Source organism: Blautia sp. OF03-15BH (genome assembly GCF_003463065.1).
Taxonomy (GTDB): Bacteria; Bacillota; Clostridia; order Lachnospirales; family Lachnospiraceae; genus Limivivens.
The window spans coordinates 59398-72437 of the sequence record NZ_QSCM01000005.1; the positions used below are offsets into that span (position 1 = coordinate 59398).

General features: G+C 41.3%; 7 protein-coding genes and 1 pseudogene. All 8 read left to right on the forward strand.

From position 1 onward, the window contains the following. Positions 1 to 97: 97 nt before the first annotated feature. The 8 genes and pseudogenes from DXA57_RS07285 (at position 98) to DXA57_RS07325 (ending at position 12972) form a co-directional block, all read left to right on the forward strand. Positions 98 to 2152 (forward strand): dipeptide ABC transporter ATP-binding protein, encoded by a 2055-nt coding sequence (locus DXA57_RS07285; protein ID WP_243005738.1) that lies wholly within the window; start codon positions 98 to 100, stop codon positions 2150 to 2152. Beyond that, a complete protein-coding gene (locus DXA57_RS07290; protein WP_117766099.1) occupies positions 2149 to 3159 on the forward strand; it encodes an ABC transporter permease in 1011 nt (336 codons plus the stop codon). Before DXA57_RS07285 ends, DXA57_RS07290 begins: the two co-directional genes overlap by 4 nt. Positions 3160 to 3240: 81 nt before the next feature. Continuing rightward, positions 3241 to 3863: pseudogene (locus tag DXA57_RS07295) on the forward strand (IS607 family transposase). Further along, positions 3772 to 4935, forward strand: coding sequence for an RNA-guided endonuclease InsQ/TnpB family protein (locus DXA57_RS07300; protein WP_117766101.1), 1164 nt, complete (start codon positions 3772 to 3774; stop codon positions 4933 to 4935). Before DXA57_RS07295 ends, DXA57_RS07300 begins: the two are co-directional and overlap by 92 nt. A 213-nt stretch (positions 4936 to 5148) precedes the next feature. After that, positions 5149 to 6036: an ABC transporter permease gene (locus DXA57_RS07305; RefSeq protein WP_330423221.1), complete on the forward strand. Its 888-nt coding sequence runs from the start codon at positions 5149 to 5151 to the stop codon at positions 6034 to 6036. 723 nt (positions 6037 to 6759) lie between these two features. Further along, on the forward strand, positions 6760 to 11622 hold the full coding sequence (locus tag DXA57_RS07315) for a leucine-rich repeat protein (RefSeq protein ID WP_117766107.1): 4863 nt from the start codon (positions 6760 to 6762) through the stop codon (positions 11620 to 11622). Between the two features lie 824 nt (positions 11623 to 12446). Further along, positions 12447 to 12659, forward strand: a complete 213-nt coding sequence (locus DXA57_RS07320) for a FeoA family protein (protein WP_117766109.1) — start codon at positions 12447 to 12449, stop codon at positions 12657 to 12659. A gap of 91 nt (positions 12660 to 12750) precedes the next feature. Continuing rightward, on the forward strand, positions 12751 to 12972 hold the full coding sequence (locus DXA57_RS07325) for a FeoA family protein (RefSeq protein ID WP_117766111.1): 222 nt from the start codon (positions 12751 to 12753) through the stop codon (positions 12970 to 12972). Positions 12973 to 13040 lie beyond the last annotated feature (68 nt).

Consider the following 13040-nt stretch of genomic DNA (forward strand, 5'->3'; position numbering starts at 1 on the left):
CATTTTGGAGGTGGTTCTGAACAGTTACAAAAGATGTAAGGATGAAAGCAGCGCTCTCTCCGGCAGACAGCAGTAGCTGGGCCGGAGGGAGCCCTTTGTGTTTTCAAAGAGAAAGGAACAGAACATGGCGGAATTACTGGAGGTAAAGCATCTGTCTGTCAGCTTTGATACCCCGGAGGGGGAAGTGGAAGCTGTCCGGGATGTGAGTTTTTTTGTAAAAAAAGGAGAGACCCTGGCCATTGTAGGAGAATCCGGCTGTGGAAAAAGCGTTCTCTGCCGTTCGATCATGAAACTACTCCCAAGGACAGCAAGGATCAAAAGCGGAAGTATCCTTGCAAACGGTCGGGAAATCATCGAGTGTACGGAAAAAGAAATGCAGACGATCCGGGGCAGCTTTTTTTCCATGGTGTTTCAGGATCCCATGACGAGCCTGAATCCGGCGATGACAGTCGGGGCACAGATCGCAGAGGCGGTTCTCATTCACCGGCCGGAGCTTTCCAGGGAAGAAGTGCGCAGACGGGTGTGGGAACTTATGGAACTGGTTGGGATCGATCACCCGAAGGAGAGGGCAGCCCAGTATCCCTGGAATTTTTCCGGAGGCATGCGTCAGAGAGCAGTACTGGCTATCGCCCTGGCTTCGGAACCGGCGGTCCTTCTGGCTGATGAACCTACGACAGCACTGGATGTGACGATCCAGGCGCAGATTCTGGCTCTTTTCCGGAAGATACAGGAAAAACTGGGGACAGCGATCGTTCTGGTCTCTCATGACCTCGGAGTGGTAGCTGCGGCTGCAGACCGGGTTGCCGTTATGTATGCGGGGAAAATCTGTGAGACCGGTCTGGTAAGAGAGATCTTTGAAGATCCGAAGCATCCCTATACCAAAGGCCTTCTTCGTTCTCTTCCTGCGCTGTCCAGAGGGAAGAAGGAACTTTACTGTTTGCCCGGTATGCCGCCAAAACTGAATCATCCCCCGGTGGGAGATGCATTTGCCTGCAGAAATCCTTATGCACTGGCTGTGGATTATGAAAAGCAGCCGCCCATGTTTCAGGTGACGGATACGCATTATGCGGCTACCTGGCTTCTGGATGAGAGAGCCGCAGAGGTACGGGCAAAGATCGAAGAGGAAATGAGCAAAGGAGAAGCACCGGATGGTACGCGTGAGGAGATCAAATACCATCCGGGATTTGACCGGAAGGCTTCCGGAAAAGAAGTGCTTATGGAGGTCCAGCATCTGAGCCAGCTCTTTTCTATGATAGGGAAGAAGGTTTTCCGGGCGGTGGATGATGTTTCTTTTGAACTGCGCAAGGGTGAGATCCTGGGACTGGTCGGGGAGTCCGGTTCCGGTAAATCGACGACAGCTCGTTGTATCATGAATATCAGTTCTTCTCCCGGCGGTCATATTTTCTATAAAGGAATTGATGTTTTGGATAAAAAACAGTTCCGGAAGAACAGAAAAGCTCTTCAGGCTGAACGCCAGATGATCTTTCAGGATTCCGCCTCCAGTCTGAACCAGCGGATGCGGGTGGAGGACATTATCCTGGAGCCTCTGAAGCTCAGCCACAGAAAGCCAAAACAGGGAAACTACCGGGAGGAAGCAGAATTTCAGCTGAAGTATGTAGGACTGGACAGCAGCTTTCTGGATCGTTATCCTTCAGAACTGTCCGGTGGACAGAGACAGAGAGTGGCGATCGCAAGAGCTCTTATCATGGATCCGGAGCTGGTGGTGGCAGATGAACCCATTGCCTCTCTGGATGTTTCCATTCAGGCTCAGATCGTGAATCTGTTCCGCCATCTGCAGAGAGAACATGGTTTTTCCTTTTTGTTTATTGCCCACGATCTCTCCATGGTGGAATTTTTATGTGACCGGGTGGGCGTCATGTATCATGGACAACTGGTGGAACTGGCTCCCTGCAGGGAACTTTACTCCAATCCTTTGCATCCCTACACGAAGCAGCTTCTCCTGGCAGTACCGGATCTTGAAAAATACGGACTGCAAAGTGCAAAGAAAGAAGCAGAACATCCAGGAAACGGAACTGTTCCGGAAAAAGCTTATGGAACAGCGGCGAAAGGAAGCTGGACAGAAGTACTTCCGGAGCATTTTGTAAGGCTTGATGCAATGGAATGTTCCGCTCACCAAAGGAGTAGATTATGAAAAAAAGGACCTGTATTTATATAGGAAAGAAACTGGTGATTTTTCTTGCCAGTATTTTTCTTCTTTCTCTTATCACATTTTACATTTCCCGTCTGGCTCCGGGGGATCCGCTGGTTTCCTATTATGGAGACCGGGTGGAAAAAATGAGCCCGGAGGAAAGAGAGCAGGCGGAAGAAAAATTAGGACTCAGAGAGCCTGTTTCCGTTCAATATGTAAAATGGCTGGACCGGGCAGTTCACGGGGATTTTGGGATTTCCTGGAAATACAAGACGGATGTAATGGAAGTGATTGGAGGCAGAGTGGGAAATACACTGCTTCTGGGAGGTATCGGTTTTGTGCTGACATTCGGGCTGGCGCTGCTTTTGGGAATCTTCTGCGCCTGGAAGGAAGGGAGCATTTGTGACCGGCTGATCTGCCGGGTCGGAACGCTCACCAGCTGTATTCCTGAATTCTGGATGTCTCTGATGCTGATCCTGATTTTTGCGGTACAGCTCCGGTGGCTGCCGAGTAGCGGTGCCTATACCATCGGAAAAAAGGATGATATCGCTGACCGGGCACTTCACCTGATCCTTCCCATGACGATCGTGGTTATGGACCATCTTTGGTATTATGCTTATATGATAAGAAATAAGATTCTGGAGGAAGTGCGGACAGACTATGTGCTTCTGGCTAAATCCAAGGGACTGAACCGGAAAAAGATCCTCTTCGGACATTGCCTGAGAAATGTCATTCCTACCTATCTGAGTATCATGGCAATCTCTGTTCCGCACATTCTGGGTGGAACTTATATTATCGAGTCTGTATTTTCTTATCCCGGTATCGGAACGCTTTCTTATGAAAGTGCCAGATACGGTGATTACAATCTTCTTATGGTACTGTGTGTGCTTTCGGGAATCCTTGTGATTTTCTGTAATATGATCGCTCAGACCATCAATGAGCGTATCGATCCCCGGATCCGGGCAGAAGAGGCAATGAAAGATTCAGGAGAGGAGGTTATTAGCAGTTAAATATAAATTATAAAATCATATAAGCGCATGTTGGGTTTTATAAGATATTAGAGTAGAATATTATTGAAAGGAATTGATACTTTGAGTAAATATTATTCTATACATGAATTTTCAAAAATTATAGGCGTATCTGCCCAGACATTACGAAATTGGGATGCCAATGAAAAACTTCATCCGCATCATACTACAGTAAGTGGCTATAGATATTATTCTGATGAGCAACTCAACCAGGTAATAAATGTAAAGCCTAAAAAACGCATTACAATTGGATATTGTCGCGTTTCCAGCCATAAACAGAAAGATGATCTGGAACGACAGATTGATCATGTTAAGACATATCTTCTGGCAAAAGGACAGTCATTTGAGATAATAAGTGATATCGGTTCCGGGATTGATTATAAGAAAAAAGGACTTCAGGAATTGATCAGACAAATATCTCAAAATCAGGTTGAAAAGGTTGTTGTTTTATATAAAGATCGGCTATTGCGATTTGGTTGCAGGAACTTGTTGAAGATCTGGTTCAGATAATGACAGTATTCAGTTGTAAATTACAAGGAGAACGAGCGAATAAAGCTAAGAAACTTATCCGTGAACTGATACAGGAGGAAACAGATGGTAAAAGCCATAAAAGTAATGTTGATACCAAACAATGTACAGAAAACGAAGATGTTTCAGTACGCAGGTGCTTCAAGATTTGCTTATAACTGGGCTTTGGCCAAGGAAATAGAGAACTATGAAAAAGGCGGCGGATTCATTTCAGATGCAGAACTTAGAAAAGAATTTACGAAGCTTAGACATTCTGATGAATATGCATGGTTACTGAATATCTCAAATAATGTAACCAAACAGGCAATCAAAGATGCCTGCACTGCATATAAGAATTTTTTCAAAGGTTTGCAAAAATTCCCAAGATTCAAGTCCAGAAAGAGATCCATGCCGAAGTTCTATCAGGACAACGTTAAGATACGATTCAGTAATACCCACGTTAAATTTGAAGGCTTTTCTTCCAGCAGGAAAGCAAATAAGCAAAAATTGAACTGGGTAAGACTTGCAGAATATGGACGTATTCCGACAGATGCGAAATATATGAACCCGAGAATATCCTTTGACGGATGGAACTGGTGGATCAGTGTATGTGTAGAATTTCCTGACTGCAGGGAAACGCTTCATGATGACGGCATCGGCATAGACCTGGGAATCAAAGATCTGGCTGTCTGCTCTGATGGGACGAAGTATAAGAACATCAATAAGAGTCAGAAAGTAAAGAAATTAGAAAAACAGAAACGCAGATTACAGCGTAGCATCTCTCGTTCTTACGAGAAAAATAAGAAAGGGGAAAGTTACTGTAAAACAAATAATGTAATCAAAAAGGAAAAACTTTTATTAAAACGAAATCACAGATTAACAAACATCCGTAAAAATTATTTAAATCAGACCATATCGGAGATCGTAAATCGAAAACCAAGATTTATATGTATTGAAGATCTGAATGTCAGCGGAATGATGAAAAACAGACATTTATCCAAAGCAGTTCAGGCACAGGAATTTTTTGGGTTTAGAAAACAGCTTGAATATAAGTGCAGAGATAAAGGGATCCAGCTTATTGTGGCTGATCGGTTTTATCCATCATCAAAGCTTTGCAGCTGTTGTGGAAACATCAAAAAAGATCTGAAGTTATCTGACAGAGTTTATAGATGTACGTGTGGGAATATGGTTGACAGAGATTTCCAGGCATCTATAAATCTCAAGACTTATGGAGAAAAATTTGCAAGCTGACACGGAAACGTTAATGCAAATATGTACGGATACGTTAGTCCGGAATTTACGCCTATGGAGAGTACAAGAACTTGTAAGTAGATTGATATTTATATCATCAAAAGCATACTCGTTGAAGTAGGAATGGAGCATAGAAGTTTATAACTTTTTATAAGTTTTCAGTAACGGCATAACATGGAAGCTTTTCATGAAAAAAGTCAGGAAACCGCCGCTGTGGAAACAGAAGCATTCCGGATCGTCGGAATGAAAAAGGAAGAAGCGGTGAACATTCGTACAAAAAGGAAAAAAGGACCGAAACTTCCGGTCATTTCACTGGTGGTTCTTGGGGCGATCCTGGCGGGTTGCCTGATCTTCCCGTTTCTCATTAAAAAAGATCCTTCTTACATGGATCTTATGAGTGCAAACCAGGCACCCTGCAGACAATTTCTCTTTGGAACGGACACCATGGGACGCGATATTTTTCATATGATCTGGTCCGGTGGAAGGATTTCTTTGTTTATCGGCTGCGTGTCTACTTTGATTTCTACCGTGATCGCGATTCTCTTTGGTGGCTTAAGCGGCATTGCGCCACAATGGGCGGATACACTGCTTATGCGGTTTACAGAAGTTTTCCTGAGTATTCCGAATCTGCTTCTGGTGATCCTTCTCCAGGCAACTCTTGGAAAGCCAAATGTACTTTCCGTTTCGCTTGTCATTGGTGTTACCAGCTGGGCCAGCATTGCAAAAGTAGTCCGCACAGAAGTACGTCAGATCCGGGGCAGTGATTATGTGACGGCTTCCCGCTGCATGGGCGGCAGCTTTCTCCATGTACTGGGACGACACCTGACTCCGAACTTTCTGCCGGCGATTCAGTTCATGGTGGTTATGAATGTAAGAAGTGCCATTGTGGCAGAATCCACTTTAAGTTTTATTGGAATGGGGCTGCCTCTGGAAACCGTTTCCTGGGGAAGTATGCTTTCGCTTTCCGAAAAAGCACTGCTGAGTGGATCCTGGTGGATCATCCTGATTCCGGGAGCCTTCCTGGTGGCAACGCTTATGAGTATGACAGAAATGGGACAGTTCTTACAGAAAGAATTGAACCAGAAGGAGAGTAATCTTTAAGAAAGAAAGGCAAGGGGGAAACCATCCGAGTTGCGCAGTCTTGGTTTCCCCCTTGCAACCCCCTTCCAGGGCACGCTTAAATATAGTGGGGCGTACGTCAGACTGGCAGGTTGTCTCCACTTTACCCGGATCGTTAAGCGGATATTCGCAATCTGTGAAGTGGACTTTCTATTAGTTACAATCAAGAATGATAGCACAAGAAGTCTCAGGACAAAACAATCTGATGGAAAATACGTCAGATTCTTTTATTCAGAGACTTCTTTTATTCTGCATGAAAAAATGAAAATAAGTTTGTTATAAAGTGGTTGTTAATACTGGTATTGCAGATCTTTGCTTATGTAGCACAGACAGAACGGGAATTTATTTGTCAGCGGCAGTCAGAGGGGATTGCCGCTGCAAAACAAAACGGTAAGAAATTTGATAGACCCGAGAAAGAAATGCCAGATCAGTTTAAAGAAGTTTGCCGGAGATGTGAACTGGGTGAATTATCAACCCGGCAGGCTGCAGAATTACTGGGAGTCAGTCATACAACTTTTTACCGGAGATACAGGAAAATGATAGGGGAAACTGTGTCAGATAGTGACATTAAGAAACGCCTGTGCTATACTCGAAACAGAAGGCAAAAACACAAGAAAAGCATGAAAAACGGTGCATTTACCGCTGTTTCATGCTTCTACTCAGATGTATCAAAATGTCTGAGATTTGAAACGGGAGGGAGAAGGAATGAACAGTAATAATGGATTACAGAAAGTAAGTATGATAGTATTCGGATTTTTAATATTATTTATATTAAATCCGATATCAGTTTCAGCAAATGGTGTATCTGATGCCATACAAAAAGTAGTCAATGTATATCCAAATTCATGCAGCTATTTTACATCAGATGGAAAAAAAGATTCAAATTCTAGCGATTCTCGATGTTCTTTGACAAATATCCCATCACGAGGTGGCTTGCCTTTGGGAAAGACAGTTAAAGATGCTAGAGGTCGTGAGGCATGGTCGTGTCATGGTTTTGCAGAGTATGTGTGGTATGTTGTATTTGGACACTGCACAAATACACAGGCACAAAATATTTCAGCCAGTGAATTAAAGATTGGAGATTTTATAAGATTTAAAGGCCATTCGGCAATTTATTTAGGGGAAAATGCTAATTACTATTACGTGTATGATTCTAATTGGGCTAGCCCGGCAGACAATAAAGTTAGGTATAATCATACAATTAATAAAAGCAGAGAAATTGAATATTGTTATCGTGCTACGAATTATGATTCAATTGCAAATGTAGATCCATCCTACAAAGATTTTTCGATTTCAAAAAATGAATATAAGCTTAAAGAAAAAATAGAATTTTTCATAACTCCGATTAATACAACTGGAATTGGAATCAGTATAGATAAAGAAGGCGTAGGACGAGTAGTAGGAGCGGGATGCAACAGAGCAAATGGACATGATATCTGGGCAAGTGATTTGGGAGTAGGAAATTACAGTGCCCATATTACAGTCTATAACGGGAATAAATGGGTAGATACGGAAACAGTCTGGTTTTCTATAGTAGATCCGCAACCATCTTATTCTAATTTTTCAGTTTCACAGAGTGTATATAATCTTCACGATAAAATACAATTTAAGATAGATCCAATCAATGCAACCGGAATTGGAATCAGTATAGATAAAGAAGGAGTAGGACGAGTAGTAGCAGAAGACTGTAATGAAGCAAGCGGACATATTTTATGGGGAATTAATCTTGGAGTAGGAAATTATAGTGCCCATATAACAGTATATAATGATGAAAAATGGATAGATACTAATACAGTTTATTTTTCTGTTGTTCCACCAGGTTATTCAAATTTTGAAATTAATAAACAAAAAGTTGGAACTGCAGAAGATATGAAATTTAAAATCAATACGAGCCATGCAGAGTTTATGGTATTAAAGATAGAAAATGAGAGAGGGGAAGAGAGATATGTAGAAAGATGCGGGGATTCGTTAGATTCCTGGAGTGTGAAAGCAGATAAACTTGGGGTTGGAAATTATAAGGCATATTTCCTTGTATTCAGTACTAATGACTACTATATTGAAACAGAAAAAATTCCATTTACGGTATATCAGTCACCTGAAAGGAGTAAATTGACATGTCTTCCGGGAAATAGTTATTCAAAAACTATATTTCAGTGGGAAGAGTCTGCTTATACGGATTATTATGATTTGCGAATAGATGCTGCTGATTATGAAAAAGGTGGAAATATAAAGAATGTATGGCAGCTTAGAGGAAATAGGTGCAGTGTCTGGTTGCCAGCAGGAGAGTATGCAGCTCATGTGGATTCGGTGAATAAAGATGGAGCTGTGGGTGGTGAGCTGATATACTTTACAGTGAAAGAAGGAAAAGCTGGAACTCCTGTAAATCTAGGAAGTGAAGTTAGGGCAAGAATTATTACATCGAGTGGCCGTCCAATTATGAATGATGAAAAGAAAGTAAAGTTGGACAGTGGAAAAAAAGAAAATCTGAATCAAATATGGAAATTCATGCAGCAGAGTGATAATTCTTATGTGGTTTATAGTGATGTGGGAAATGGGGTTCTCACCGCACAGAATTCAGTTGGTTCAAGTGTATATATAGATCAATATCAAAATTTAGATTTACAGAAATGGAATTTGTATGGAAATAGTGAAGATGGATACGTTTTAAAATCTGTAGGAACAGGATATGTACTTGGTTTATCAGGAGAAGACAGTGTATTTGGTAACTATGTGCTGAAATATTCTGATGATCAGATGTTCGAGATTGAAAAGACAAGCGAAATAAAGATTGATACTCCGGTTGTATCAGTGGAAAATCTGGACGGTGAAACCAATGGAAATATAAAAGTGAAATGGAATACTTGCGATAATGCAACAAACTATGACTTATTATTATATGATGCCGATGGTAAAGAACTTAAGAAGAAAATATCTGATATAGAAGGCACAAGTTATATTTTAAAACTTGCAGTTGGCAACTATTATGTATGTATACAGGCAAAGAATAAACAAACAGGAGGAAAAACAACAAGCGAACAAGTTGAATTTACGGTAAAAGAAAATATTTCCATATGTAATATGATTCTTGAAAAAAATGTATTTGAATATGATGGAACTGAAAAGAAACCTCAGATACGAGTGTACAATACTCAAGGAAATTTATTACAATCATCTGAATATAGTGTCGCATATGAAAATAATTTGAATGCAGGAACTGCAACTGTAAGAATTACAGGAAAAAATGCCTATCTGGGAACAAAAACGATAGATTTTGTCATTAATAAAGCTTCTCAGAAACTAAGATCTTCAATGGATGGAAAAAGAGTACCAGATGGCGAAAAAGTAAATTTGGGTATCATTGGAATAGGAAAAATGTCTTATCAGGTAGAGCAGAAGGATATAGCAGAGGTTGATGCTAATGGTATGGTAACCGCTAAAACAGCAGGCAATGTGAATATTTTGATAACTGCTGAGGGAGATAAGAACTATAATCAGGCTCAGATTACAGTGCGATTTATTTTTGAACATCAGTATGATGATGGAGTAATTACCACAGCGGCTAGTTGTGAAGTAGATGGGGAACGGACTTATACTTGTGCAGGATGTAAAGCAAACTATACGGAAAAAATAAAAGCAACAGGTCATCAGCACACAGAGTTACGAAATGTAACAGCAGCAACCTGTGCGCAGGAAGGATACACAGGTGACTCTTATTGTAAGGACTGTAATACAAAACTTGCATCTGGAAAAGTTATCCCGAAAACAGAGCATACCTGGGATGCAGGAAAGATTACAACAGTAGCAACCTGTAATGAAAAAGGAATCAAGACATATATCTGTACAGAATGTAATGTAACAAGGACAGAAGAAATTCCAACAACAGGTCATCAGCGCACAGAGTTACGAAATGTAACAGCAGCAACCTGTGCGCAGGAAGGATACACAGGTGACTCTTATTGTAAGGACTGTAATACAAAACTTGCATCTGGAAAAGTTATCCCGAAAACAGAGCATACCTGGGATGCAGGAAAGATTACAACAGTAGCAACCTGTAATGAAAAAGGAATCAAGACATATATCTGTACAGAATGTAATGTAACAAGGACAGAAGAAATTCCAACAACAGGTCATCAGCGCACAGAGTTACGAAATGTAACAGCAGCAACCTGTGCGCAGGAAGGATACACAGGTGACTCTTATTGTAAGGACTGTAATACAAAACTTGCATCTGGAAAAGTTATCCCGAAAACAGAGCATACCTGGGATGCAGGAAAGATTACAACAGTAGCAACCTGTAATGAAAAAGGAATCAAGACATATATCTGTACAGAATGTAATGTAACAAGGACAGAAGAAATTCCAACAACAGGTCATCAGCGCACAGAGTTACGAAATGTAACAGCAGCAACCTGTGCGCAGGAAGGATACACAGGTGACTCTTATTGTAAGGACTGTAATACAAAACTTGCATCTGGAAAAGTTATCCCGAAAACAGAACATACCTGGGACTCAGGAAAGATTACAACAGCAGCAACCTGTAACGGAAAAGGAATCAAGACATATACCTGTACAGGATGTAACGCAACAAAGACAGAAGAAATTCCATCAACAGATCATCAGCATACGGAGTTACGAAATGTAACAGCAACAACCTGTGCGCAGGAAGGTTATACAGGTGATGTTTATTGTCAGGATTGTGGTAAGCTTTTAGAAGAAGGTCAGGTAATTCCCAAAATAGATCATGTATGGAATAAGGGTGAGGTTACAACTACATCCACTTGTACTTCCGAAGGTATCAAGACTTATACCTGCACTTCTTGCGGAACAACTAAAACAGAAGCAATCGCAGCAACTGGCCATGGAGCTACAGAAATTCGAAATAAAAAAGCTGCAACTACCACATCCGAAGGTTACACAGGAGATACTTACTGTACAATCTGTAATCAGAAGATAAGTTCAGGTAATACGCTTGCAAAACTTACACCTCGAACTGCAACACCAGGAAAGACGTTAAAGGACAAATCAACCAATGGCGTTTACAAAGTCCTGAATGATGGAGTAAGTGTTGAGTTTATGAAACCTGTTTATAAAAAAGCATCGGTAAGAATTCCAGATACAATCAAAGTTAATGGAATTACCTGCAAAGTAACCGGAATATCAGCAAATGCATTTAAAAATAACAAGTCACTTAAGTCTGTTACAATAGGAAGAAATGTTACAGTGATCGGAACGAATGCATTTTATGGATGTAAGAAACTGAGCAAGATGAATGGTGGAAATGGGATCATAAAGATCGGTCACAGAGCATTTGCAAATTGTGTAAGTCTGAGTAGAATAACAATTCCTGGAACTGTCAGAAGTATTGGCAAACAGGCATTCTGTAATTGTAAGAAACTTAAGAGTATTACAATTAAGACAAGTACACTGTCAGGTAAGACAGTTGGTTCAAAAGCTTTTACAGGAACATATAAAAAACCAACGGTCAAAGTTCCGGCAAAGCAAATGAAAGCATATAAGAAACTATTGACATCAAAAGGAATGAGTTCCAAAGCAGTCTATAAAAAATAAAAAAGGCAGACAGTTGGGCAACTGACTGTCTGCAAAGGAAAAAAGATTTTGACATATCGGATGTATCATGGAAGTATGATTATAGAAATAGAGTGCTACCGATAGATGGTTAGTCCGTATACTTAATTAATTAAAAATAACCGTTCAGTTTGTAGGCTGGGGCGGTTATTTTTGTGTTTTATGATTATCCTTGCCAAAGGTATATCCAAGACCAAAGCAGGTTAAGCCGAAGTTTACCACAGCTATGAAGTCAATAATACTCATTGGCTTAGCCCTCTTTTCCAGTGGATTCCCTTTCGGGTTTCTATGTAATCAGAGGGGTGCTGAGTGCCGGTGGCACTCGTTTAGCACCGACCGTAACGGAGTGTAGACCACAGTCCCTCTGTTGAAGGACTAACCGCCTACCGTTATGGTAGTACCCATGTTTCGATTATAACAGTCAGGACAGGAATCCGCAATACATCCATTTGTCATTTTTGCGGATTTGGTTCTGTGTCTGCGGCCAATGGGATCTATCTTCTATTTCGGTCCGCACAAATGAGTCCCACCGTGACTCAGCCCCCTTCCGAAACCAAGGAATCAACCTACCAGTCTGACGTACGCCCCACTATATTTAAAAGCGGGCCCGGTTGGGGGAGTTTGAGGGGGCGGGCGGGCTCGCGACTCGGAGCGCGCCCCCTCATAAACTAAAACTTCAAAAAAATTTTCCAAACGATAATTTTTTTCAATAAAGTTCTTGACAACTAACAAAGGTTAGAATATACTAACCTACGTAAAAGATAATCCTTATCAAAAACTTTAAAAAACATAGAAAAGAGGTAAGAATGATGCCGTTATCTATGATAAAAGAAGGTGAGCCTGCCGTTATTAAAAAGGTAGGCGGAAAAGAAGAGACGAGACAGTTTCTGGAAAATCTCGGCTTTGTGGCAGGCGGTACGGTTACTGTTGTATCGGAGATCAATGGGAACCTGATCGTCAATGTGAAGGATTCCCGCGTGGCCATCGGTAAAGATATGGCTAACAAAATCATGGTTTGATCTATGACGATGCCCGCAGACATCCTTGATACTGGAAAAGGAGATATCCGGGAAGCGTTGTGAGAATCAAATAGAAAAGAGGAGAAAAATGATGAAAACCCTGAAAAATGTTGCCGTAGGGCAGACCGTCACCGTGAAAAAGCTGACTGGTGAAGGCCCTGTGAAGAGACGGATCATGGACATGGGAATTACCAAAGGTGTGGAGATTTACGTCAGAAAAGTGGCGCCCCTTGGAGACCCGGTGGAAGTAACTGTCAGAGGATATGAACTGTCCTTAAGAAAAGCAGATGCGGAAATGATTGAGGTAGAGTAAATTTTTTTGCCCACGCGTTAGATGAATCTAACAAAAGTTAGCAGAGGCGAATAAATAGAAAAGGAGCG

Coding starts and splice junctions, on each gene's coding strand:
- DXA57_RS07320 (WP_117766109.1), top strand. CDS start 12,447: ATGATGCCGTTATCTATGATAAAAGAAGGTGAGCCTGCCGTTATTAAA.
- DXA57_RS07300 (WP_117766101.1), top strand. CDS start 3,772: ATGGTAAAAGCCATAAAAGTAATGTTGATACCAAACAATGTACAGAAA.
- DXA57_RS07315 (WP_117766107.1), top strand. CDS start 6,760: ATGAACAGTAATAATGGATTACAGAAAGTAAGTATGATAGTATTCGGA.
- DXA57_RS07290 (WP_117766099.1), top strand. CDS start 2,149: ATGAAAAAAAGGACCTGTATTTATATAGGAAAGAAACTGGTGATTTTT.
- DXA57_RS07325 (WP_117766111.1), top strand. CDS start 12,751: ATGAAAACCCTGAAAAATGTTGCCGTAGGGCAGACCGTCACCGTGAAA.